Annotated in this window: 24 protein-coding genes; 15 read left to right on the plus strand and 9 right to left on the minus strand. The window is 67.9% G+C overall.

Features of this window, described 5'->3' with window-relative positions:
• From ABD115_RS14735 to ABD115_RS14770, 8 genes are all read left to right on the plus strand, one after another.
• The coding region (locus ABD115_RS14735) for a GntR family transcriptional regulator (protein ID WP_343962222.1) at nucleotides 1-772 on the plus strand (772 nt) is incomplete at its 5' end.
• 262 nt (nucleotides 773-1,034) lie between these two features.
• A complete protein-coding gene (locus ABD115_RS14740) occupies nucleotides 1,035-1,940 on the plus strand; it encodes a dihydrodipicolinate synthase family protein (protein ID WP_343962225.1) in 906 nt (301 codons plus the stop codon).
• Nucleotides 1,941-2,084: 144 nt separating this feature from the next.
• Nucleotides 2,085-3,092, plus strand: coding sequence for a proline racemase family protein (locus ABD115_RS14745; RefSeq protein WP_343962228.1), 1,008 nt, complete (start codon nucleotides 2,085-2,087; stop codon nucleotides 3,090-3,092).
• Nucleotides 3,093-3,097: 5 nt separating this feature from the next.
• Nucleotides 3,098-4,135 carry an ornithine cyclodeaminase family protein gene (locus tag ABD115_RS14750; RefSeq protein WP_343962345.1) on the plus strand — a complete coding sequence of 346 codons (1,038 nt, stop codon included), beginning with the start codon at nucleotides 3,098-3,100 and terminating at the stop codon, nucleotides 4,133-4,135.
• Between the two features lie 18 nt (nucleotides 4,136-4,153).
• Complete coding sequence (locus ABD115_RS14755; protein WP_343962229.1) at nucleotides 4,154-4,864, plus strand: GntR family transcriptional regulator; 711 nt, start codon at nucleotides 4,154-4,156, stop codon at nucleotides 4,862-4,864.
• Nucleotides 4,861-6,042, plus strand: a complete 1,182-nt coding sequence (locus ABD115_RS14760; RefSeq protein WP_343962230.1) for an NAD(P)/FAD-dependent oxidoreductase — start codon at nucleotides 4,861-4,863, stop codon at nucleotides 6,040-6,042. Before ABD115_RS14755 ends, ABD115_RS14760 begins: the two co-directional genes overlap by 4 nt.
• Entirely contained in the window at nucleotides 6,039-6,506 is a 468-nt protein-coding gene (locus ABD115_RS14765; protein WP_343962232.1) for a (2Fe-2S)-binding protein, read from the plus strand. Before ABD115_RS14760 ends, ABD115_RS14765 begins: the two co-directional genes overlap by 4 nt.
• Entirely contained in the window at nucleotides 6,503-8,152 is a 1,650-nt protein-coding gene (locus ABD115_RS14770; protein WP_343962233.1) for an FAD-dependent oxidoreductase, read from the plus strand. Before ABD115_RS14765 ends, ABD115_RS14770 begins: the two co-directional genes overlap by 4 nt.
• A gap of 572 nt (nucleotides 8,153-8,724) precedes the next feature.
• On the opposite strand, the gene ABD115_RS14775 is transcribed toward ABD115_RS14770, so the two are convergent.
• On the minus strand, nucleotides 8,725-9,306 hold the full coding sequence (locus ABD115_RS14775) for a DUF6036 family nucleotidyltransferase (RefSeq protein ID WP_343962234.1): 582 nt from the start codon (nucleotides 9,304-9,306) through the stop codon (nucleotides 8,725-8,727).
• On the minus strand, nucleotides 9,303-9,878 hold the full coding sequence (locus ABD115_RS14780) for a helix-turn-helix domain-containing protein (protein ID WP_343962236.1): 576 nt from the start codon (nucleotides 9,876-9,878) through the stop codon (nucleotides 9,303-9,305). Before ABD115_RS14780 ends, ABD115_RS14775 begins: the two co-directional genes overlap by 4 nt.
• Nucleotides 9,879-10,135: 257 nt before the next feature.
• Between ABD115_RS14780 and ABD115_RS14785 the strand changes: the two genes are divergently transcribed.
• Complete coding sequence (locus ABD115_RS14785) at nucleotides 10,136-10,558, plus strand: hypothetical protein (protein ID WP_343962238.1); 423 nt, start codon at nucleotides 10,136-10,138, stop codon at nucleotides 10,556-10,558.
• 150 nt (nucleotides 10,559-10,708) lie between these two features.
• Here ABD115_RS14785 and ABD115_RS14790 read toward each other — a convergent pair whose 3' ends face one another.
• Entirely contained in the window at nucleotides 10,709-11,254 is a 546-nt protein-coding gene (locus tag ABD115_RS14790) for a ClbS/DfsB family four-helix bundle protein (RefSeq protein ID WP_343962240.1), read from the minus strand.
• A 327-nt stretch (nucleotides 11,255-11,581) separates the two neighbouring features.
• Here ABD115_RS14790 and ABD115_RS14795 point away from each other — a divergent pair, with 327 nt between their 5' ends.
• From ABD115_RS14795 to ABD115_RS14810, 4 genes are all read left to right on the plus strand, one after another.
• A complete protein-coding gene (locus ABD115_RS14795) occupies nucleotides 11,582-12,622 on the plus strand; it encodes an ABC transporter ATP-binding protein (protein WP_343962242.1) in 1,041 nt (346 codons plus the stop codon).
• Nucleotides 12,619-13,539 (plus strand): ABC transporter permease, encoded by a 921-nt coding sequence (locus ABD115_RS14800; RefSeq protein WP_343962244.1) that lies wholly within the window; start codon nucleotides 12,619-12,621, stop codon nucleotides 13,537-13,539. The genes ABD115_RS14795 and ABD115_RS14800 overlap by 4 nt, the downstream gene beginning before the upstream one ends.
• An 86-nt stretch (nucleotides 13,540-13,625) precedes the next feature.
• Complete coding sequence (locus ABD115_RS14805; protein ID WP_343962246.1) at nucleotides 13,626-15,014, plus strand: sensor histidine kinase; 1,389 nt, start codon at nucleotides 13,626-13,628, stop codon at nucleotides 15,012-15,014.
• Nucleotides 15,011-15,634, plus strand: coding sequence for a response regulator (locus ABD115_RS14810; RefSeq protein ID WP_343962248.1), 624 nt, complete (start codon nucleotides 15,011-15,013; stop codon nucleotides 15,632-15,634). Before ABD115_RS14805 ends, ABD115_RS14810 begins: the two co-directional genes overlap by 4 nt.
• A gap of 76 nt (nucleotides 15,635-15,710) precedes the next feature.
• Here the strand turns inward: ABD115_RS14810 and ABD115_RS14815 are convergent, their stop codons facing one another.
• The 6 genes from ABD115_RS14815 to ABD115_RS14840 all read right to left on the minus strand — a co-directional run bounded on the left by ABD115_RS14815 (nucleotide 15,711) and on the right by ABD115_RS14840 (nucleotide 22,692).
• Nucleotides 15,711-16,421: an ABC transporter ATP-binding protein gene (locus ABD115_RS14815; RefSeq protein WP_343962250.1), complete on the minus strand. Its 711-nt coding sequence runs from the start codon at nucleotides 16,419-16,421 to the stop codon at nucleotides 15,711-15,713.
• Nucleotides 16,418-17,251, minus strand: coding sequence for an ABC transporter ATP-binding protein (locus ABD115_RS14820; protein WP_343962252.1), 834 nt, complete (start codon nucleotides 17,249-17,251; stop codon nucleotides 16,418-16,420). Before ABD115_RS14820 ends, ABD115_RS14815 begins: the two co-directional genes overlap by 4 nt.
• Nucleotides 17,248-18,423: a branched-chain amino acid ABC transporter permease gene (locus ABD115_RS14825; protein WP_343962254.1), complete on the minus strand. Its 1,176-nt coding sequence runs from the start codon at nucleotides 18,421-18,423 to the stop codon at nucleotides 17,248-17,250. Before ABD115_RS14825 ends, ABD115_RS14820 begins: the two co-directional genes overlap by 4 nt.
• A gap of 5 nt (nucleotides 18,424-18,428) precedes the next feature.
• Complete coding sequence (locus ABD115_RS14830) at nucleotides 18,429-19,322, minus strand: branched-chain amino acid ABC transporter permease (RefSeq protein WP_343962256.1); 894 nt, start codon at nucleotides 19,320-19,322, stop codon at nucleotides 18,429-18,431.
• Nucleotides 19,323-19,404: 82 nt separating this feature from the next.
• Nucleotides 19,405-20,571 carry a branched-chain amino acid ABC transporter substrate-binding protein gene (locus ABD115_RS14835; RefSeq protein ID WP_343962258.1) on the minus strand — a complete coding sequence of 389 codons (1,167 nt, stop codon included), beginning with the start codon at nucleotides 20,569-20,571 and terminating at the stop codon, nucleotides 19,405-19,407.
• Nucleotides 20,572-20,760: 189 nt separating this feature from the next.
• A complete protein-coding gene (locus ABD115_RS14840) occupies nucleotides 20,761-22,692 on the minus strand; it encodes a DUF5684 domain-containing protein (protein ID WP_343962260.1) in 1,932 nt (643 codons plus the stop codon).
• Nucleotides 22,693-23,019: 327 nt separating this feature from the next.
• On the opposite strand from ABD115_RS14840, the gene ABD115_RS14845 reads away from it, so the two are divergent.
• Together ABD115_RS14845 and ABD115_RS14850 are read left to right on the plus strand one after the other, a co-directional pair.
• Complete coding sequence (locus tag ABD115_RS14845) at nucleotides 23,020-23,286, plus strand: hypothetical protein (RefSeq protein WP_343962262.1); 267 nt, start codon at nucleotides 23,020-23,022, stop codon at nucleotides 23,284-23,286.
• Nucleotides 23,283-23,573, plus strand: a complete 291-nt coding sequence (locus tag ABD115_RS14850; protein WP_343962263.1) for a hypothetical protein — start codon at nucleotides 23,283-23,285, stop codon at nucleotides 23,571-23,573. Before ABD115_RS14845 ends, ABD115_RS14850 begins: the two co-directional genes overlap by 4 nt.
• Nucleotides 23,574-23,585 lie beyond the last annotated feature (12 nt).

Here is a 23,585-nt window from a genome sequence, read left to right on the forward strand (position 1 = left end):
CGCGGCAGCGCGGCAGCGCGGCAGCGCGGCAGCCGGGGCGCGCGAGATAGAGTTTCTCCAAACACGTAGCTGCGAGGGGAGGATCCCGGTGATCGAACAACGGCGGGTCCACTCCATGACGCTCCGCGAGCAGGCGCTCGCGGAGCTCCGCACGCTCCTCATCGCGGGCGAGCTGAAGCCGGGCCTCATCTACTCGGCGACCGCGATCGCGACCCAGTTCGGGGTGTCGCACGGCCCCGTGCGCGAGGCGATGCTCACCCTCGTGAACGAGGGCATCATGGAGCCCGTGCGCAAGCAGGGCTTCAGGGTCGTCGCGCTCAGCGACGCCGATCGCGAGAACATCGCAGACCTGCGCACGATGCTCGAGGTGCCCTCAATGGCGCGGCTCGCTGGCTCGCCGCGGGTGCGGGCGCGGGCCGACGACTTCGCGGCGATCGTCGAGAAGTTCTTCGTCGCGGCCGAGGCCGGCGACCTCATCGCGTTCTTCGCTGCCGATCACGAGTTTCACCTCGGGCTGCTTCGGCTGCTCGACAACCCCCGGCTCACCGACATCGTCGGCACGCTGCGCGACCAGACGCGGCAGTACGGCATTTACGAGCTCGCCGTGCGCGGTGAGCTCGTCGCGACGGCGCAGGAGCACCGGGATATTCTCGACGCGCTGCTCGCGGGCGACGCCCCGGCCGTCGAGGCGCTGATGCACGACCACCTGCGCTATTTGCGCTGGAGTGGGTGGAGCTCGCCCGACCTGGGCGCCGCTCCGGACGTGCGGTAGGCGGCCCAGCGGCAACGGGTCGGCGGCCCAGCGCCAGCGCGACGCCAGCGCGACGACAGCGCGGGCCGGCACCCAGGCGGCAGCCCGCTGTCACCCAGGCGGCAGCGCGGCGGCAGCCCGCCCGCAGCACAGCACCACCACAGCGACAGCACAGCGGCCATAGCCCCGCCTTGCGCTGCGCCACCCTCCCGGGGTACTCTGTGCAATGTCACACATCACGAGTGGCCCAGATACTCCCCACCCTCCCGAAAGGAATCTCTCAATGGCTGAGAAGAAGCCCTGGCACGGCGTTATCGTCGCGTCGGCACTGCAGTTCAAAGACGATCTCTCCGTCGACTACGACAGGTTCGCAGAGCACGTCCAGTTTCTCGCTGCGAACGGCTGCGACGGCATCGCCCCCAACGGCTCGCTCGGCGAGTACCAGAACCTCACCCCCGAGGAGCGCGCGAAGGTCGTCGAGGTCGCAGTCGACGCGGCCCCCGAGGGCTTCTCGGTGATGGCGGGCGTCGGCGCGTACGGCGCGATGGAGTCGCTGCGGTGGGCCGAGCAGGCCGCCGAGGCCGGGGCCGACTGCGTCATGCTGCTCCCGCCGAACACCTACCGCGCAAACCGCGAGCAGGTCAAGCACCACTACGCAACGGTCGCCAAGGCCGGCCTGCCCATCGTCGGCTACAACAACCCCATCGACACGAAGGTCGATCTCGTACCCGACCTCATCGCCGAGATTCACGAGGCGGGCCACATGGTCGGCGTGAAGGAGTTCACGGGCGACCCCCGCCGCATCTACGCGATTCAGGAGCTCGCCCCCACGATCGACATTCTCATCGGCACCGACGACTCGGTGCTCGAGGTCGGCATCGCGGGCGCCGTCGGCTGGGTTGCAGGCTACCCGAACGCCATTCCGCAGGCCACCGTCGAGCTCTACAGGCTCTCAACCTCGGGCAACGTCGCCGACCTCGAGCGCGCGAAGGTGATCTACCGCGACCTGCACTCGCTGCTGCGCTGGGACACGAAGACCGAGTTCGTCGAGTCGATCAAGCTCTCGATGGATGAGCTGGGTCTCTACGGCGGCCCCTCGCGCCCGCCGCGCCTGCCGCTGCCCAAGGAGGTCGCCGACCAGATCATCGCCGACACCCGTGCCGCCGCCGCGAAGGGCTACGGCAAGTAGAGTTCGCAGTACGAGCGGGGCGGATCGGGCGGAAAGAGTTCCGCGCGATCCACACTGGGGGCGGATCCGCAGCCGTGGATCCGCCACACCCCGCTCAGCACCCACCCAGTTCAGCGTTAACCCAGTTCAGCAGAGAGGCCGCCGATGCGCACGTCCCACGTCTACCACGCCGTCGATTCGCACACCGAGGGCATGCCAACGCGCGTTATCACCGGCGGCGTCGGCACGATTCCCGGCGCCACGATGGCCGAGCGCCGCACCTGGTTCATGGAGCACAACGACGAGCTGCGCGAGCTGCTGATGTTCGAGCCGCGCGGCCACGCCGCCATGAGCGGCGCGATTCTGCAGCCGGCGACGCGGCCCGACTGCGACTGGGGCGTGCTCTACATCGAGGTCTCTGGTTGCCTGCCGATGTGCGGGCACGGCACCATCGGCGTCGCGACGGTGCTCGTCGAGACCGGCATGGTCGAGGTCACCGAGCCCGTCACCACGATTCGCCTCGACACCCCGGCAGGCCTCGTCATCGCCGAGGTCGCCGTCTCAGACGGCCACGCCGACAGCGTGACAATCACGAACGTGCCCTCGTATTCCGAGCGGCTCGGCGCTACCGTCGACGTGCCCGGCCTCGGCACCGTCACCTACGACCTCGCCTTCGGCGGCAATTTCTACGCCATCGTCGAGCTCGAGTCGCTCGGCATTGAGTTTCGCGAAGACCGCTCAAACAAAGACGAGCTGCTCAAGGCCGGCCTCGCCATCATGGATGCGATCAACGACGCCGACGCACCCGTGCACCCCGAGCGGCCCGACATTCGCGACTGCCACCACGTGTATCTGCAGGCCCCTGGGTCGACCGCCGAACGCTCGCGCCACGCGATGGCGATCTACCCCGGCTGGTTCGACCGCTCCCCGTGCGGCACCGGCACAAGCGCCCGCATGGCGCAGCTGCACGCGCGCGGCGAGCTGCCGCTCAACCGCGACTTCATCAACCAGTCATACATCGGCTCCGAGTTCACCGGCCGCCTCGTCGAAGAGACGACCGTCGCCGGCCGCCCGGCCGTCATTCCCACGATCACGGGCCGCGCCTGGGTGACCGGCACCGCCCAGTACATGCTCGACCCATCAGACCCGTTCCCGAGGGGGTTTCTGCTGTGACAGCGATGCCAGGTATCGAGTTCTTCTCAGCCGCCGAGGTGCGCGAGCTGCTCGGCTTCGACGTTGCGATCGACGCCCTCGAGACGGCGCTGCGCGACGGGCTCAGCCCAGAAGACGACGGGCCGCGGCTGTTCGCCGACGCCCCGAACGGGGAGTTTCTGCTCATGCCGGCGCAGAGCGCGACGTTCAGCGGCGTGAAGGCGCTCACCATCGCGCCACAAAACCCAGAGCGCGGGCTCGAAAAGATTCAGGGCCTGTACCTGCTCTACTCCTCAGACACCCTCGCCCCCATCGCGGTGCTTGAGGGGTCGTGCCTCACCGCTATTCGCACCCCGGCGGTGACGCTCACCGCCATTCGCCACCTCGCCAGGCTCGCACCCGAGGGCGCGAGGCTCGGTAGCAACCCACGCGTGCTGGTGTTCGGGGCTGGCACCCAGGCCATCGAGCACGTGCGCGCGGCGCTCGTCGACTTTCCCGATGCCTCGTTCGGCGTCGTTGGCCGCCGACCCGAGCGAGTTGCCGCGATGATCGAGGCCCTCGGCGCAGACCCCGCGACCGCCCACGTGCCCGTGACCGCGGTTGGCGATGGGGCTAATACCGATGCCTGGCCTGGCTCGGTCGATGGGGCCGGCTCTGGCGACGGTGCCGGCTCGGTCGATGAGGCCGTTGCCGCGGCCGACATCATCATTCTCACGACGACCTCGACCACGCCCGTGCTCGACGGCCGGCTCGTCGGCGCGAACGCCATCGTCGCGGCGACCGGCACCCATGGCCTCGACGCCCGCGAGGTCGACGACGAGCTCGTGCGCCGCGCCGACGTCGCCGTCGAGGGGCGCGGCTCGGGGAGGCGCGAAAACGGCAACCTGGCTTCTGCCTACGACGACGCGGCCTGGGAGAGCTCGCCGCCCGCGAACCTGCAAGACCTCGTGCGCGGCAACTTCACCCGCACGCTCGGGCGGCCGGCGTTCTATACCGGCGTGGGCATGTCGTGGGAAGATCTTGTGTGTGCGAGCGCCGTGTACTCAGCGCGTACGCGCCCATAGCCACCGTAGGAGCCCGTTATGTCATCACAGCCATCGCCATCGCGCCGCCTGACCCCGCTCAAGCGGCCGCTGAACCTGCGCGAATCCGTGCTCGAGCAGCTGCGCACCGCCATCATCACCGGCGAAATCGCCGAGGGCTCGCTCGTGTCGGCGCCAACGCTCGGGCAGGCGCTCGGGGTGTCGGCGACGCCGGTGCGCGAGGCGATGATGGATCTCGCGCGCGAGGGCCTCGTCGAGACGATCAAGAACAAGGGCTTTCGCATCACCGCGATGACCGACAAAGAGCTCGACGACCTCGCCGCGATTCGGCTACTCATCGAGCCGCCGTCGATGCCCGCGGCAATCGGGCAGATCACGCCCGAGGGCTTCGACGAGCTCGAACGCCTCGCCGACGCCTGCCTCGCGGCCGCAGACGCCGAAGATCTGCAGGGCTACCTCGGCTTCGACCGCGAATTTCACCGCTTCATTCTCGACCACATCGACAACCCCCAGCTCACCGAACTCGCGACCTCGCTGCGCACGCGCACCCGGTTGTACGGCATCAAAGAGCTCGCGAGCAACGGCCGCCTCGGCGACAGCGCCCGCGAGCACCACAAGCTCATCGGCTTGCTTCGCGACGGCGACGGCGCCGGCGCGGAGCAGCTCCTGCGCGACCACATCGGTCACGCGAGGCGCGTGTGGGCGACCGGATCGGAGGAGCATCACACCCCGGACGGAGTTGGTTCGTGAGCGCACGCGCTGACGTTGTGATCATTGGCGCCGGAATCATCGGCGCCGCCACCGCATACTTTGCCACCCTGCAGGGCCTCACCGCCACTGTCGTCGAGCGCGGCCTGCCGGCAAGCGGCACGACGTCGCGGTGCGAGGGCAACATTCTGGTGTCTGACAAGGAGCTCGGGCCCGAGCTTGAGCTCATGCGCTATTCGCTCGACGTGTGGAAGGGCGAGCTCGCCGAGTTTGGCCACCTCTGGGAGTTCGAGGCCAAGGGCGGCATCATCGTTGCTTCACGTGAAACAAGTCTCGCGTCGCTCGACCGGGTCACGACCTCGCAGCGCTCCTTCGGCATCGTCGCCGAGGCGCTCGACACCGCCGCGCTGCGCGACCTCGAACCGCACGTCACCGACCGGGCACTCGGCGCGGCCTTCTACCCCGAAGACAGCCAGGTGCAGCCCATACTCGCCGCCTCGCACCTGCTCAGGCTCGCGCGCGAGCGCGGGGCCACCCTCGTGACCAACGCCCCCGTCACCGCGCTGCTGCGCGACGGCGACCGCGTCACCGGTGTGCGCACCCCGCAGGGAGAATTCTCCGCCGCGCATATAGTGAACACGGCCGGCACCTGGGCACCCGAGGTCGCCGCCCTCGCCGGCGTGAACGTGCCCGTGAACCCGCGCCGCGGCTTCGTGCTCGTCACCGAACCGCTGCCCCCGATGGTGCACCACAAGGTATATGCCGCCGAGTACATAGACAACGTCGGCAGCGGCGACGCCGCGCTGCAGTCTTCGCCCGTCGTCGAGGGCACGCCCGCCGGCACCATTCTCATCGGCTCGAGCCGCGAGCGCATCGGCTTCGACAGCACCGTGTCGACAGACGCGCTGCGCCAGATCGCGGCGAACGCCATCGAGCTTTTTCCGTTTCTTGAGCGCACCCGCATTCTCAGGCACTACCACGGCTTTCGGCCGTTCTGCCCAGACCACCTGCCCGTCATCGGGCACGACCCCCGGGCACCGGGGCTCTGGCATGCGGCCGGGCACGAGGGCGCCGGCATCGGCCTCTCCGTCGGCACCGGCAAGTTGCTCGGCCAGGCGCTCGCCGGGCTCGAACCAGATATGCCGCTCACGGCATTTCGACCGGAGCGGTTCGATGAGCCGGGCTTCGCAGCCCACAACGCCTCGGAGGTGCACGCGTGAATGCACAACGAAATAGCCGCCCCACTGGCGCCAGCTCTGCGGGCGAGATCCGCGCGACCTTTGAGGGCGAGCGCATCAGCTGCGCACCGGGCGCGAGCGTCGCGGCTGCCCTCATCGCCACCGGCAAGCGCGGGTGGCGCGAGACACGTACCGGCGCCACCCGCGGTCTCTTTTGCGGCATCGGCGTGTGCTTTGACTGCATCGTCGAGATCGACGGCGAGTCGGGTCAGCGGTCTTGCATGATCCCCCTCACCGAGGGCATGGACGTGCGAGCTGCCCAGGGCCCGGGCGAGGCGCCGCACGCGGTCGCCGCCCACGCTGGCGCAGCCCCCGAAGCCGGCGCAGCCGCCGAAGTTAGAACAGCCGCCGAACCGAGTGCGGGCGCTGACCCTAATGCAGGCGCTAGCCCCAGTGCAGGCGCTGGCCCTAGTGCAGGTGCTGAGCAGACGGGAACCGACGCATGAGCGCGCCTCAGGCCGCCCCCGAACCAGCAACTGGGGCCGCAACTCAATCCGTGCGCGCCGCCAAGCGCGCCCCACATGTTGACGTCGCTGTGGTCGGCGCCGGACCCGCTGGCCTCGCGGCAGCCGCAGCGGCGGCAGACCGCGGGGCGAGCGTCGCCGTCATCGACTCGGCTGAGCAGCCGGGCGGGCAGTACTGGCGGCACCGTTCCGAGACAGCGGGTGCGCCGGAGCGCGGCGAGTACCACCACGGCTGGGGCGAATACCTGGCGCTCCGCGCGCGCTTCGACGCCGGGGTTGCCGCCGGCCGCATCACCTATTTCCCCGCAACGAGCGTGTGGATGGCCCGCGCGCTGCCCGGCGCGAACGACACGGTTGGCTCGGCCGGCGCGACCGACGGCACTAGCGAGCCCCGCGCTACCGGTGCTCCTGCCGCGGGGGCAGTGGCGGCGGCGCGATTCGCGCTCGAGCTCGCGCCAGCCTACGGTGGCGGTGCGAGTGAGCCTCGCGCGATCCGCACCGCAGCGCTCGTGCTCGCCACCGGCGGCTACGACCGGCAGCTCCCCGTTCCCGGCTGGCAGCTGCCCGGGGTGATGGCCGCGGGCGGCATTCAGGCATTCGTGAAGCAGAACGGCATGCTGCCCGGCTCCCGCTTCGTGATCGCCGGCACAGGGCCCTTCCTGCTGCCCGTCGCCGCAAACATCACGCAGGCCGGCGGCTCTGTCGCGGCGGTGCTCGAGTCTGCTTCGCTCGCGGGCTGGTTGCCACGCGCCCACCGCGCCGCGGGTGTGCCAGCAAAGGCCGTGGAGGGCGCGGGCTACGTCGCCACGTTCTTGAGGCATCGTATTAGCTATAGGGTCCGCACCGTTATCACCGAGATTCTCGGCACCGACCACGTCACCGGCGTGCGCACCGCTCGCGTTCGCGCGAACGGCGAGATCGTCGCCGGCAGCGAGCGCGAGATCACCGGCATCGACGGCGTCGGCCTCGGCTGGGGGTTCACACCGCAGCTCGAACTCCCACTGCAGCTCGGCGTCGCCACGCGCGTCGACGTCGACGGGTCACTCATCGGCGTGGTCGACGAAACCGGCCGCTCGTCGGTCGACGGCCTCTACCTCGCGGGCGAGATCACCGGCGTCGGCGGCGCTCCGCTGTCGGTGCTCGAGGGTGAGATCGCCGGGCGGTGCGCGGCCAGCGCGGTGCTGGGCGATGCTGCCACGGTGACGCCCGCTGAGCGCCGCGCCCTCGCGCGCAACCGCGGCTTCGCCGAGGCGATGCACCTCGCGCACCCCGTGCCCACGGGTTGGGCAGAGCGGCTCACCCCCGACACCACCGTGTGCCGCTGCGAAGAGGTCACCGCCGGTGAGCTCGGGCACGCCCACGAGGAGCTCGCGGCCGAAGACCTGCGCACCGAGAAGGGCCTCACCAGGGCCGGCATGGGCTGGTGCCAGGGGCGCGTCTGCGGCTTCGCGGTGTCGTGCCTGTCGGCCGGCGCCGGGGGCATCGGTGCCGCGGCAACCCCCGACGCTACCGCCGCCGAGGCGTCGCTCGCGCAGTCTGCGAAGCGCCCAATCGCCCAGCCGCTGCCGCTGAGCGCCCTGCGGGATCTTGGGGAGCTTGGGGAGCTTGGGGAGGGCGCGGCGCTTTAGGCGGCCCAAGCTGACCGAAAGCCCGAATCGCTGCGGCCACAGAGCTAAGCCAACCAGCGATGAAGCTCGCTGGCGTCTTACGGAGCGGCGAACGCTAGCGTGCGCCGTTGTCGCACGGCTACGCAATCGTCGCGGGGTGCAGCGTCGCAGTGTGCATGATTCTCGTGGCCTTGGGCCACTTCTTCTCCGACACCAAGATCGTACTGTGAGCATCGCGCCGGCCCCCGTTCCCACCCGCGCCGGCCTACTCATCGAGGCCCTGCCCCGACCCCTCCTGCGCGCAATATCCCGCTCCGCCCAGTTGGGCGCCGCCACCACCCGAGGCATGGAAGCCCCTCACCCAAGCCCCGCACCAAGGCCACCGCCCAAAACCGCCCCATTCGCTCCCTCAGACACTTTTCGCCCCGTCACCATCCAAATACCTGACATTTGCATGGTGACGGGGCGAAAACATGGTGACGCGCGAGAATCCCAACGCGGCGAGGCCCGCAAGGCGCCGGCCGGGGGCTATGGCTAGCTATCCTGTTGCGAATGCGAGCGCCCTGCCTCAGCTCAATGAACTACGGTAGGTTTCAGCCTTTCGGCCTACCCGGCCCCGAGTCGCGCCCCGTTATCGCATCCAGAACCCAAGCATATGCATAGTCCAGGTTGCGGCCATCTGGCGGCATCGTCTGCGTGAGCCGTTCCAGCAGCACCTCGAGATCAAGGAGCTGCGCTGTGACAAGCGCGGAAACAAATCCCCTGTCCTTCTCCCGGAAGGCAATGATCTTTGCGACGCACAAATCATGCGGTTCTAAGCAGAGCCCTGTAACTTCTTTCCCCATAGCGACACTGTATGAGCCGACCGGAACAAGTCGATTCTGCCAGCCGTCGGGTAGTACCGCCGTTGTCTCGTCTACCCCGTCGATGTGATACCCAAAAGTTTGGTCAAATCTACTCATCTCACCGAGCTCAGCGAGCCTATCTGCAAGAAGGGCGGTGTCTTGCCCCGAAAGCGGCAGGATGTCAACCTCGTGACTCATCACGACCACATCAGGAAGCTCATTCTCGTCCCAAGTGCCCAGAATACTTTGGCTCCCAATCACGATGACGCTGTCCAGTTGGACCAGGTGTGCAGCAGCACGAATCGCGTGAAGTAGCTGTTCTCGGTTCATTGCTCCCACCGCCGTTCGTCAAACACCTGGTCAAGCGCTGCCTGGCGTTCGGTGTCAGAGAGCACATCGATAAACGGCGTGAGATTGCGCATTTCGACGGAGTACTCGTCGTCTGCAGTCAGCAGCGCTTCTAGCGCGCGAAAGTCTGGCCCCAAAAGCACTCGATGCCAGTCATCGAGCATCGCCACAGCAGAGCCACGAGCGTGAGCTCGCCTGGCTTCGAGCCCTGCAATGCCGCGGCGCACGACTTCGTTAGGGTCGGCACGGAGCCGCCCGAGAACCGCGCGGTGCAGGGCAAGACTGACAAAGAACTTTCTATCGCGCCGCACCGGCCGCGGTGTGCCTGCCACGTCTGGCTGGCTGACCTGGGCAGTCCTTCCGAGGGCGCCGAGCACTTGAAAGACCTTCGCGATTTCAGCTCGGGGGTGGCCCGCTTCCACCTCGATAACGAACTGCCGGCTCACCCCTGCAAGCTTCGCGAGGTCAGCTTGTGTCAACCCAGTTTCAACACGTGCTCGCTTCACAACCGCTGCGAGGCGGTCAATCGTGTGAATATCGGCCACGGTAACCATGGCCCCAGTGTACGTCCGGTGAAGCAAAATGTCAGCGTTCGCATACTTTTCGTCAGACGCGCAGTCACGCAAACAGGCGGGTGGTGGATCCCCGGAGATCCACCACCCGCCCGTTCACGAGCCGCGAGCCCGGACCACCGGGCCGCGCAGCTAGGAAGGCCCTCAACGAGAGCCGTGCCGCGCCCCGAACTCTTCGCGAGTGGCACAGACCTACGCGATAGGCTCGCCCTACCCTGGCACCCACGAGAGGACTCGAGTTGACCGAAGCTGTTGAGCCACGTCGACGGCCCAAAGTCGCGCTCGTTGTTGCGACTGTGGTTGTCGCAGCACTCGGCATCATCGTTGCCGTCATGGCGATGACTGGGAGCGGGTGGTTCGCGAAGATACCTGTAATGCATCAGGTCGAGCTTCGCGTACAGTCGTCGACCGATTTCAAAGTCATTTACCGCTACATCACCGCTGAAGGCCAGCAAATCTCGGTGGAAGAGCATGCAAGCAAGAATTTCGCCGCGGAGTTTGAGTCAGCGCCAAGTTCTTTGCAGTTCAGTGTTTCGATGCCCCAGGGAACCGCCAATGGTGGAGACCTCAGATGCTCGGTCTATGTCGATGGTGAGCTCGACACCACCAAATTTAACGATGCCGGGTGGGTGAACTGCGACAGCGGCATTGGAGAGAGCTGACAGCGTAGCGATCCGTCCCAGACGCGGCAGCACTCACGCTTTGAACGCGGTTGCCAACCCTGTGTTCCGGCACCGTTGCGGAGTTTCCCGGGCTTTCTTGGCTTGATACCGATCAATTGGAGGCGTTCATGGGGATTCGGCGGCCCATTGTCACTGGTTCGAACGCGCAGCGCGCATGGCAAGGCGCAGCTTCTTGCAGGCCCAGTCGTAGTGACTCGAGGTTGCTGAGACACAGTACGCACCGAGCGATGTGGTGCCCGTCCACGAAAAGTGTTGTTTCTCGAACAGCTCGGTGTCGTTGTACCTAGCGATGAGGTCGAGCACCCGTGCGTGACTGCTGTCGAGCGCTGTCAGGGCTTCAACAAGCGTCGTGTCGACATGCGAGTCACGGAATGCCACGTTCATGCCCGCATAGTTGCGCCACGAATAGGGTGCTGGGAGAAAGGGAACGGCTTCACCGCGTTCATTAGCCGAAACCCAGTCGAGCAGCAGGCCATGCCAAGACGTGAGATGCACCAACACGTCGCGCAGGTTCTTGTCGCGCTGCCAGTGGGCTTCGGGCTTTGAGAACGAAGGGCCGAATCGCAGTGGTGATGCGCGCTCGTGCGGAGTCATGCCAGCGATGAGCTCGGTCAGGGCTGCGTAGCGGGCGCCCGCGGCGCCCAAGAGCTCTTCGCGCGTTGTTGGTCTCGTCACGGCCACGGCCTCCTTCGATCGACAGAAGAACGATCTTTGCTGCAGCAATTCTATGGATTAGTCACCATAACGCCCGTGGGTACTGCGACACCCCTGTCACAGTACCCACGGCCTTTACTTGGCATGCATCGGCGCGCATCTCACACTCCGGCGCAACTACACCCCCAGTAGGTCTGGCAAGAAATTCGCGCCACGTGATCTCAGCCAGAGCTCAGGCGAATACAAACGCCCATTGCGCCAAGCACTCACGCATCAACCAACCGGTGGATGGCGGTGTCGGCCTTCCGGTGGTGCCGGCGGCAGTGGGTGGCCCGAAATACTGGGGTCATGACCATTTCTCCAGGCCCCGATGGGCCCGCGATCACGCTCGCGGGAATCACGAAACGCTACGGTACCCGCCCGGTCGTCAGCGACGTGTCGCTCGCCATCCCTGCCGGTGAAACCTTTGCGCTGCTGGGGCCCAACGGGGCTGGAAAATCTACGACGGTTGGCATGCTCACTGGCACGGTGCGCCCGAGCGCCGGGCACACCAGCGTGCTCGGCACCGACCCGCTCAGGGCCACCCGCGCCTGGAAGTCGCGCGTCGGAGTCGTGCGCCAGAAGACAGGTGAGCCCGGGCCCTACACGGTCGCCGAGCTCGTCGGCCATTTCGCGGCGCTCTACCCGAACCCGCGTTCCCCCGAAGAGGTGATCGCGGCGGTCGGCCTGGGCTCTCATGCCGGCTCCCGCGTTGGCAAGCTCTCGGGCGGGCAGCAGCGTCGCGTCGATGTCGCCCTCGGCATCATCGGGTCGCCCGAGGTGCTCTTTCTCGACGAGCCGACGACCGGGTTTGACCCCGCGGCGCGGCACCAGTTTTGGGGGCTCATCGAGTCGCTCCAGGCGGAGGGCACGACGATTCTGCTCACCACCCACTACCTCGAAGAGGCGGCCAGACTCGCGCACCGCGCGGGTGTGATCGCGGGCGGTGAGCTCGTCGCGGTCGATACCATCGACGGGCTCGGCGGGCCCGAGGCGCGAACCCCCGTTGTGAGTTGGCGCGACGAAGGTGGCGTGCGGCGGCGCGCACGCACCCACGCACCCAGCGCATTCGTTGCCGAGCTGCTCGCCGAGACTGGCGGCGAACCCGCGGAGCTCACCGTCGTTCGCCCGACCCTTGAAGACATCTACCTCGACCTCATCGCCGAAGGCGCCGACGCCGACGCCGACACCGACGCCGACGCCGACACCGACACCGACGCGGCCGCCGCTGGCACCAACACCACCAACACCAACACCAACACCAACACCACCACCACCACCACCAACACCACCACCACCAACACCGCAGCCCACCCCACCGCGACCCGCGCAGAGGAGCCCGCCGCATGAATACACCGACGACCTCCAAAGCAGACAAAGCAGACCAAGCAGCCCAACCAGCCCAACCACCCCAACCCACCCAAGCAGGCCCAGCAAGAAAACCACCCCACCCCCTACCCGGCATACTGCGCACGGGCGCCCGCCGCGCCGCCTTCGAGATTCGCGGCTATTTCAGGGCCGGCGATACCGTGTTCTTCACGTTCCTCTTCCCGGTCATGATGCTCGTGATTTTCAGCGCGGCGTTCAGCTCGCAGGGCAACATCGGCACGGCTGCCGACGGCTCGGGCGGCGTCAGCATCGCCACCTACTACATGACGGGCATGCTTGCCGCCGGCATGCTGCTCAGTGGCACGCAGGGCCTCGGCATCGATATCGCAGTCGAGAAGAGCGAGGGCACGCTCGCCCGGCTGGGCGCCTCGCCGCTCAGCCCGGTGAGCTACTTCATCGGTAAGTTCGGCCAGGTGCTCGTCACCGGCACGGTTCAAGCTGCGCTCATTTTGCTCGTTGCCCGGTTCGCGTTTGGGGTCGAGCTCCCGTCAGAGCCCGGCCGCTGGCTCACCTTTGCCTGGGTGTTTCTGCTCGGCACCGCGGTCGCAGCGCTGCTCGGCGTCGCACTCTCCGCGGTGCCCAGAACCGGCAAGAGCGCGACGGCGGTGGTGCTGCCGCCCGTGCTGATCTTGCAGTTCATCTCAGGCGTTTACCTGCAGTTCTCGATGCTCCCGGAGTGGCTGCAGAATATCGCTTCCGTGTTTCCGCTGCGGTGGATGGCGCAGGGCATGCGCGCGGCATTTCTCCCAGAGGTGTTCGCGACAGCTGAGCCCGCCGGGGAGTGGGGCCTCGGGCTCGTCTGCGCCGTGCTCGTCGGGTGGCTCATCGCAGGGGTAGCGCTCAGCGCGCTCACATTCAGGTGGTCGCGGCGCAGCTGAATGAGCCCGCACGCCCCAGCGCAGACCAGTCCCCGTTCACCCAGTGCGCGCGAGCGCATTGCCGCCACTCGTGTCAGGCTTATCCCATGAAATCGATGCGTGCGTGGGACGTCGCCCTCGCGTTTACCCTCACCGGGGTTGGCGTGCTGGCGGCGTTCACGTCGGCGCCCGCCCCAAAGCCGCTGGTCGCTTACGCTGCGCTCGCGGCGATCGGCGTCGCGTACCTGGTCGCTGGCAGGCAGCTGCTTCGGGTGGCCGACACTGCAGAGTCGCGCCCCACCGCCGCGCTCTGGTTTCTCGCGGTGATATCGGTGCTCGCTGCCATCGGTGCGGCGAACGTTCCGAGCCTCGCCACGCTGCAGATCATTCTGTACCCGATGCTGTGGAATCTGAGCCCCAGTTATCGCAGGTCTATTGCGCTGAGCGCCGTGATGGCCGTGGTGCTCGGTGTCGGGCTGTGGGTCGGCAACGCGCAATTCTCTGACGACACCCCGGTGCTCGCTGTCGTCACCCAGTCGTTCTCGTTCGCGTTTTCGGTGGCCCTCGGCAGCTGGTTCACCACCATCGCGAGGCAGGGCGAGGAGGCGACTGAGCTGCTCGCGGAGCTTCGCGCCTCGCAGTCTGAGGTCGCGGAGCTGAGCGCCCAGGCTGGCGCGGCGGCCGAGCGCGCACGGCTGTCGCGGGAGTTGCACGATACGCTCACGCAGAGCCTGTCGGGGCTCGTGATGCTCGCCGAGCGCGCGAGTCAAGAGGCGGCTGGCCGTGCGGGCGACAACCCGGGCGCCGCCCCGCCAGAGCAGCAGAAGCCAACACCAACACCAACGCTTTCGCTACTCGAGCGCGCCGCCAGGCAGGCGCTCGATGAGGCGCGGGCGCTGGTCTCGCAGACCCACCCGATCGGCGACCGCGGGTTGACGGAGTCGATTCGCCGCATCTCGGCCGCCGCGGCTGCCGAGACCGGGCTGAAGATCACGGTCGAGGCCGCCGAGCTGCAGCTGCCCCGCGACACCCAGGTCGTGCTGCTGCGGTGCGCGCAGGAGGGGCTCGCAAACGTGCGCAAGCACGCGCGGGCCACGAGCGCGCGCGTGACCCTCGCCGACGACGGCGCCTCGGCGGTGCTCACCGTGGTCGACGACGGTGTGGGGCCGGTCGCGCCTCGCCCCGCGGGGTCGCCGCGCCAGGGAGGTGCCGCGAGCGGTTCGGGATCCGCGAGCGCTGCAGCGTCCGCGAGCGGTTCGGGATCCGCGAGCGCCGAAGGATCCGCAAGTGTCGCGGATCCTTCACGTGCGGCGGCAACCGCTCCCCCACGGCCGAGCGCCGCTCGCGGCGGGTTCGGCCTCGCGGGAATTCGCGAGCGCGTGACAATCGCCGGCGGCCGAGTAGATTTCGGGGCTGCGCCCGGTGGTGGATCGCGGCTCCGTGTCAGCCTGCCCCATCACGCCGCTCCCCCGCTCCCAGGGAGGCCAACCCTATGATTCGCGTACTCGTCGTCGATGATCACCCCGTGGTGCGTGCCGGCATCGTCGCGCTGCTCGGCGGCGCCCCCGATATCTCGGTCGTCGGCGAAGCGGAGCACGGCGATGCGGCAGTGGCGCTCGCGCGTGAGCTGAGCCCCGACGTGGTGCTCATGGATCTGCGCATGCCCGGGCTCGACGGCGTCGGGGCGACCGCAGCGATCGTCGCGTCGAACCTGCCGAGCCGCGTGCTCGTGCTCACGACGTATGAAGAGGACGACCACATTCTCGGCGCGATCGAGGCGGGCGCCAACGGGTATCTACTCAAGGCGGCCCCCGCCGCCGAGATCATCGCTGGCGTGCAGGCCGTCGCCTCGGGGCAGACCGTGCTCGCCCCGTCGATCGCCGCCCAGCTTGTCGGACGAGCGCGCTCCGACGCGGCGGCCAAGCCGAGCCTCACACCGCGCGAACGCGATGTGTTGGCGCTCGTGGCCGAGGGCCTGAGCAACCCAGCGATCGCGGCGCGGCTCTTCATCGGCGAGGCCACGGTGAAGACCCACCTCATCCACGTCTTTGAAAAGCTCGCGGTGAGCGATCGCACGCGCGCGGTCACCCGGGCGATGGAGCTGGGGCTGCTGTAGCGCAGGGCTTCGGGGCCGCCGGCGGGGCGGCGCGCCACCGCGCCAGAGCGCCCCACCCCGCCCCAACCCACCCCAACTACGCCCCCAGGTACGCCTCAATGACGCGCGGGTCTTCCGCGAGCTCCGCGGCCGGCCCCTGCAGCGTCACGCGGCCCGATTCGAGCACGTACGCCCGGTCGGCGATCTTCAGCGCCGCCTTCGCGTTTTGCTCGACGAGCAGCACGGTCGTGCCCTCCTGGTTCACCGCGCGAATGATGTCCATCACCTGCTTCACGATGAGCGGGGCGAGCCCCATCGACGGCTCGTCGAGCAGCAGCAGCTTCGGCCCGCCGACGAGCGCGCGCCCGAGGGCGAGCATCTGCTGCTCCCCGCCCGAGAGCGTGCCGCCCTGCTGGTCGCGCCGCTCGGCGAGGCGCGGCATGAGCTCGTAGGCGTGGTCGGCGCGCTCGGCGATGAGCTTCTGGTCTTTCACGAGGTACCCGCCGACGAGCAGGTTCTCGTGCACCGTCATCGTCGAAAAGATGCGCCGCCCCTCGGGTATGTGCAGCAACCCGGCCCCGACCATGTCCCACGGCTGCAGTTTCGTGAGGTCGTGCGACCCCCACGTCACCCGCCCACTCTTGGGCCGTTCGAGCCCCGAGAGCATCGACAGCGTCGAGGTCTTCCCTGCGCCGTTGTTGCCGAGCAGCGACACGATTTCGCCCTCGTTCACCTCGAGGTTGAGCCCGCGCAGCGCGTGCACGCGGTTGTAGTAGAGGTCGACGTTTTCGATTACGAGATTGCTCATTCCTCTTCCTCCCCGAGGTAGGCGGCGATGACGACCGGGTTGGTTTTGATCTCTTCTGGGGTGCCCTCCGCGATCTCTTTGCCGTAGTTCAGCACGACGATGCGCTCCGAGATCTCCATCACGAGGCCCATGTCGTGCTCGATGAGCACGATCGAGACGCCAAGGTCGCGAATCTTGCGAATCAGCCCCATGAGTTCGATCTTCTCGTTGTGGTTCAGGCCCGCGCCCGGCTCGTCGAGCAGCAGCAGCTTGGGCTGCGTCGCGAGCGCTCGCGCGATCTCGACGCGTCGCTGCTCGCCGTACGGGAGCTGGGTGACGAGCAGCTCGTCGTCGGCGCGGAAGCCGACGAAGTCGAGCCAGCCGCGCGCGTCTTCGGTGCACTGCGCCTCGCTGCGCTTGTAGCGCGGCGAGTGCAGCATCGCGTCGAAGGCGTTTTGCCTGAGGTGGGAGTGCATGCCGGTCTTCACGTTCTCGAGCACGCTCATGTCTGAGAACAGCCGCACGTTTTGGAACGTGCGCGCCATGCCGCGCTTCGTGATGTGCGATGGCTTGCGCCGCGTCACCGATTCGCCGTCGAACACGACGGAGCCCTCGTTCGGCCGGTAGAAGCCCGAGATGCAGTTGAACGCGCTCGTCTTGCCGGCACCGTTCGGGCCGATCACTGAGATGATCTCGCCCTCGCGCACGGTAAACGAGAGCCCAGCGACGGCCTTGATGCCGCCGAACGAGACCGCGAGGTCTGTCACCTCGAGGAGCACTCGCCCGGCCTCACCCGTGGCGGTGCTGCCGGCCGGTGCGGCCGGTGCGGCCGGGGTCTGGGTGTCGCTCATCGCGCGCCCTCCTCATCGTTTGCGCCACCGGTCGGGGTGGCAGGGCCAACGGTCTCGCCCTCGTAGCTGGCGTCGACGCCGACGACTCCAACCGCGGCGGTCGGCGGAATTTCGGGTATCTCGCGCTTCTTCAAGAATGGCAGCACGGCGTTCGCCGGCCAGATGCCCTTCGGCCTGAAGATCATCGCGACAACGAGCAGCACGCCGAACAGCAGGAAGCGCCACTCGGAGAACTCGCGGAGAAACTCGGGGGCGAGCGACACGAACAGCGCGCCGATAATCACGCCGGGGGTGGATCCCATACCGCCGAGCACCACGGCCATCAGCACGAGTGCAGAGTACAAGAACTCGAAGCTGTTCGGTGAGATCGCCGACAGGTGGCTCGCCATGAGCGTGCCGGCGAACCCGCCCCAGACGGCGCCGATGATGTAGGCGGCGAGCTTGGTGACGTAGCCATTGATGCCCATCGCCTCGCTGACGTCTTCGTCGTCGCGCACCGACTTCCACGCGCGGCCGAGCTTGCCCTTGCCGAGCCGAGAGACGGCGATCACGGCGACTCCGATGCCGACGAACAGCACGAAGTAGTAGAACAAGATCTTCGCGCTGAAGTGCACGCCGCCGATGTCGAGGCCGTCGGCGAACGACCAGCCGAAGAACGACCACGTCGGAATTCCGTGAATGCCAGATGGGCCGCCCGTGATCTTCAGGTTGTTGGCGGTGATGCGAATGATCTCGCCGAAGCCGAGCGTCACGATCGCGAGGTAGTCGGAGCGCAGCCTGAGCGTCGGCCCGCCGATCACGACGCCCGCAATAATGCAGGCGATGATGACGAACGGGATCGTCTCGAGCATCGACAACCCGAACTGGGTGGTGAGAATGCCGCTCGTGTAGGCCCCGACCGCCATGAAGGCGATGTAGCCGAGGTCGAGCAGGCCGGCGTAGCCGACAACGACGTTGAGCCCCATCGCGAGCACGATGTAGATCATCGCCGAGGTGAGAATCGAGATGATGTACGGTGTCGCCGTGACGAACGGCAGCACCGCGGCCGCGATGAACAGCACGGCGCCGACGATCTTCATGAAGCGGTCGGGCGCGAGCAGCCCCGAGACGGGGGCCGGGCGCTGAATGAACGGTTTGGGCGCCTGGAGGCGCGGAATGGTGACGCGTGCCATGTCGATCACACCCTCTCTACGACGCGCTCACCGAGCAAGCCGGTGGGGCGGAACACGAGGAACAGAATGAGGAAGCCGAAGGCGAACACGTCGCGCCACTGGCCGCCAAACCACGAGGTGCCGAACGACTCGAGCAGCCCGAGCACGATGCCGCCGAGCATCGCGCCGTAGAGGTTGCCGATGCCGCCGATCACGGCCGCGGTGAAGGCTTTCAGCCCGATGACGAAGCCCATCAAGAAGTCGATGGTGCCGTAGTAGGCGGCCGCCATAACGCCGGCGGCGCCCGCGAGCGCCGAGCCGATGAAGAAGGTGCGCGAGATCACGCGGTTGACGTTCACGCCCATGAGCAGCGACGCCTTCTGGTCGAGGGCAATCGCGCGCATCGCGCGGCCCTCGCGGGAGTGCATGACGTAGCGCTGCAGGCCGAACATCAGCAGGGCTGCGACGACCATGAGCACGATCTGGGGCATCGTGATGCGGGCCCCGAGAATCGTGACGGGGTCGCCCTGCAGCCGAATCGGGAACACGAGCGGGCTCGCGCCGAAGATCTGCCTGACGGCGTATTCGAGGGTGAAGGAGACGCCGACCGCGGTGATGAGCGCCGCGAGGCGCGGGCTGGTGCGGAGCGGGCGGTAAGCGATGCGCTCGATCGCGACACCGATGCCGCCCGTGAGCAGCATGGTGATGAGCAAGACGAGCAGCAGTACGGGGATCGAGCCGAGGCCGAAGAGCCCGGTGAACCCCCCGAGCACGACGAACGCGAGAAACGAACCGAGCATATACAGGTCGCCGTGGGCGAAGTTCAGCAGCTTGATGATGCCGTAGACCATGCTGTAGCCGAGGGCGACGAGGGCGTAGAACGAGCCAACGAAGAGCCCATTCCAGATGAGTTGGAGCACAGGTAAACCTCTCTGTGACGGTTAGGGAAAGGGGTGCCGGGGGTCGGCAGAGCAGGTTGCCCGGCCGACCCCCTGCGGGCCCCTAGGCGAGATCGTCAGAGAGAATGAATGCGCCGTTGTCGCCCGTGGGCGAGACAATCACGAAGCCGCCGCCCTCGCGCGAGCCGTCTTTGGCGAACGTGAGGTCGCCCGACAGCAGCGGGAAGGCCTTCAGCCCGAGCAGCGCCGCGTCGACCTTCTCGGCGTCGGTGCTGTCGGCATCGTCGATCGCGGCCGCGATCGCTTTCACGGCCTCGTAGGTCTGCATCGAGTAGGGGCCGGGGTCTGCGCCCGCGAGCTCCTTGTAGGCTGCGACCCATGCGTCGCCGCCCTCGAGCATGTCGGGGGTGCGGGTGAAGGTGCCGAACACGTTGTCGATCGCGGGGCCCGCAATCGCGGCGAGCTGGGCGTCGACCGAGCCGTCACCGACGAGCACAACCCCGTCGTAGCCCGCGGCGCGCAGCTGGTCGATGAGCAGGCCGCCGGCCTGGTAGTAACCCGTCCAGTAGATGAAGTCGGGGTTTGCGCTCAGCACGCTGTTGATGTTCGCCGCGAAGTCTTTTTCGTCGGGGTTCACCGACTCGCGCTTTGCGAGGTTCAGTTCGCCCGCCTGCTCCTCGAACGAGTTCGCGAGGTCGACCGAGTAGTCGGTGTTGTCGTCGATGAGCACCACCGTCTGGGCGCCCAGCTTCTCGGCGTACGCGACGGCTGCCGCGCCCTGCTGAATGCCCGTGCCGTTGATGAGGAAGGCGCCTTGGCCGACAAGCGCGGTCGAGTTGGCGGCCGGGATGACCATCGAGATGCCAGCTTCTTTGAAGACGGGGAGGGTGGGGAGCGTCGCTCCCGAGCAGTACCCGCCGACGGAGCCGTGCACGCCGGCGCTGACGAGCTTGTTCGCGGCGGCGACGGCGGCCGTCGCGTCGCAGCCGTCGTCTTCGGTGACGAGTTCGAGGTCGCGCCCGTCGACGCCGCCGTCGGCGTTGATCTCGTCGATGGCGAGCTGCGCGCCGTACTTCATGTAGTCGCCGAACGCGGCCTCGGAGCCCGAGAAGGGGGCGAGCATGCCGAGCTTGATCGGGCCGTCGCTCGACGCGCCGCCGCCGTCGCCTGCGAGCCCGCCGGAGCAGCCCGAGAGCACGAGTGCCGCTGTTGCCGCGATCGCGCCGAGGGCTGCGAAGCGCCTTGCGCGGGAGTGAGCACGTGAAATCATTGACGATTCCTTCCAATCATTCTTCATTGAATATTGAGCGGGGAATGCGTTGTGCGCCGCGAGACCGTCATTGGTACTCGATCGCGGCGCCGGCAGCTACCCGTCAGTGCAATGTTACTGATTTAGAGGAAGAGCGCAAACAAAACAGGTCACGATTCCAACACGGTCTCGTGATTCGACGCGATGCGCCTAGTCGATCGTGAGCAGCCGCACCTCAAGCGTGCCAATGACGAGCTCGGCCGTAGCTGGCACCGCGACGCCCGGCGAGAGCTCGCGCTGCACGCCCGCGGCGTCGATGGTGAACACGCCGTTCGTCGAGTTCAGGTCTTCGATCGTCCAGCCGTCTGCGCCGAGCCGCAGCCGCGCGTGCGACTTCGACAGCGTGCGCGTCGTGTCTGGGATGAGCAGCGTTTCAGAGCCGGCAATGGCCGCCGGCTTGCGCCCGACGACGATGTCGTCGGCTCCGAGTTCGAGCTGCTGGCCGTCGGGTAGCTCGAGCACCCAGCGCGCACGACGCGAGACGACAACCGTCTGGTCGAGCTCGTCGGCAAGCGGAGTCGGGGCCGCAGGAGCCGCCGGCGGGGCGGCAACGGCCCCGAGCGAGTCGGTGACGCGCGGCGAGGCGGGCTCGGGTGCGACGGTCGGCTCTGGCAACACGACGGGCTCAGGCGTGGCGACAGCCGGCGCGACGGGCTCGGGTACCGAGACGGGCGCAGGGGCTGCGACAGGCGCGGGCGCCGCGATAGGCTCAGGCGCCGAGACAGGCTCTGGCACCGCAACCGGCTCGGGCGTGAGCACGGCATCAGCGAACGACGGCGTCGCGGCAGGCGGCGCGACGGGCGGCGCGACTGCTGGCGGCACCACCGGCGACGGGGTGAGCGGTGGCAGCACGGGGGCAACCTCCGAGGCCGTCACGCGGGTCTCGGCGACGTTCTCGGGCATGATCTGCGCTGCGGGCTCCTCAGCGGCAGCTGCCTGCGCGGCCACGTCGCGTTCGGCGCCAATCGCGGCCTCGACTGCCTGCGCCGACGGCGCCCACGCGTCATCGATCGGGGCGGCTGCCGGAACGGCTGCGGGCGGGGCTGCAGGTGTCGCCGCGGGCGGCGAGGGCAGCAGTGGCGCCTCGGGCGGAATCGGGGCCGGCTGCGGCCACGAGAACGGGCGCGCGTCTGCGGCGGTGCCGAACCCGGCGTCGCGCGACGGCGGCTGCTCGTTGGCGAGCCGCTGGAAGTTGCCCTCGGTCGTGTTGCCAAGCCCCCACGGGTTGCTCGGCGAAGCACCGGGAATCACAGCACCGGGTGCTGGAGCACTAGGCACCAAACCACCTGGCGCAGGGGCACCAGGCACTAAACCACCTGTTGCAGGAGCGCCTGGTGCAGGAGCGCCTGGCACCAACCCACCAGGTGCGGGCGCACCAGCTGCGGGCGCACCAGGCACGGAACCGCTGGTGAGAGGAGCACCCGGCACCACAGCGCCCGGGGCCGGGTACCCACCGGGGCTCATCGGCGTTGCCGTGGGGTGCGCAGCGGGCGGCAGCGGCGGGGCGGCGGGCGCCACCGGCTGGCCCGGCGCACCCCCGAACGACGGGGGCAGCGGCGGCATCGCCGACTGTGGCGAGGCCGACTGCGAGGCGGGCTGCTGGCTGCCCGGCAGCAGCGGGTAGACCTGGCCGTCGGGGCCGTACTCGACGAGCCCCTGCCTGCCAGCGCGGGCCCCACCCTGCTGGTGAGGGTCTGCGCCGTAGCCGCGGTCTTGCAGTCGCGAGCCGAGCAGCGTCGCCCACAGCGGCGGCAGCAGCGCGCCAAGCACCGTCATGCCAGCGCCCTCTTCGTGCTCCTGGTTGATGCGATGAATCGCGATGATCGACATCACCACTGTCACGATGTTCAGGCCCGGAACGATGCCGATGATCGCCGTCCACCCCGGCAGGCCGCCGCGCTCGATGAGGCGCCACTGGTTCCACACCGGAATCCAGCCGTGGGCCGCGGGCAAGCCGAGGTACGGGAACAGCCGCGCGAGCGCCCAGAGGTACCAGACGTACACCCCGAGCCCGACGAACGACCAGATGCCGATAATGGCGAGCAGTGGGCCGCCGAATCCGCCGTATCCCATATCGTTCATCGTGTCTTCCTCATTTCGGGCAGCGCTGAGTTGCTGTTTCAAAGGTACCGCGTCTGTTCGCCTGCGCACTACTTCACAGCGCAGGCCGAGCACCGAAGTTACTCCCAGTCGCGCACTGACGGCGCGCGGGCGAGCTGCTTTCAGGGTCGCGCCGGCTGCCTTGCGGTGTCGCACCACCGTTCAACAGCGCCACCCCTTCACGCATAGGTACACTATTTCTCCCACTTGTGATTGCTCAGTGTGCGAAAATCGGAGAGCGCACTCGCTCGCGAGTGCCTTCGATCAGACTCAGGGGCCACCATGCAGATAGCTGTCGACACTGACGATATGACTTCGCTCCAAACGAGGCTCCGCGAAGCAGCGCACGAGATGGGCGATGCTGTGCCGAGCCTGCCACCAAGTGCCGTGTACGGCCCCCCGGTGCTTGGGGCCGCGGTCGCCGCGTTTGAAGCCGCGATGCGCGCCGATGCGCGCCGGCTTACAGAGCGCTGGCGTTCGCTCGAGACCGGCGTGCGCGAATCGGCTGCCGACGCCGCAAAGGTCGAGGAGCGGATCACTGCAATCGTCGAGCAGCTCGCGGGAGGGCTGAGGTGAGCAACGATCGAACGCTCATGCGTCAGGGCACGCAGCGGTCTGGGCCCGGGTACTCAATCGGCTTCATCAGTTCGACGCTTCGCCCAACGGCGCAGGGCGGCGGTATCGCGGCTCGCTTCGGCATCTCGAGCGCATCGACCAGGCACACGGTTGAGCTTGGGCCGGGAGACTCCTCGCCGCTGCCCGACGGCGGCCTACTCGAGGTGCTCGAGATTTTTGTGAGCCCCGACGGCGCTGAGACCGCCGCCGCCGTCACAATCACCGACGGCAGGAGCCCCGCCGCGTGAGGAGCGAAAGGA

It is taken from the genome of Leucobacter albus, assembly GCF_039528015.1.
GTDB lineage: Bacteria > Actinomycetota > Actinomycetes > Actinomycetales > Microbacteriaceae > Leucobacter > Leucobacter albus.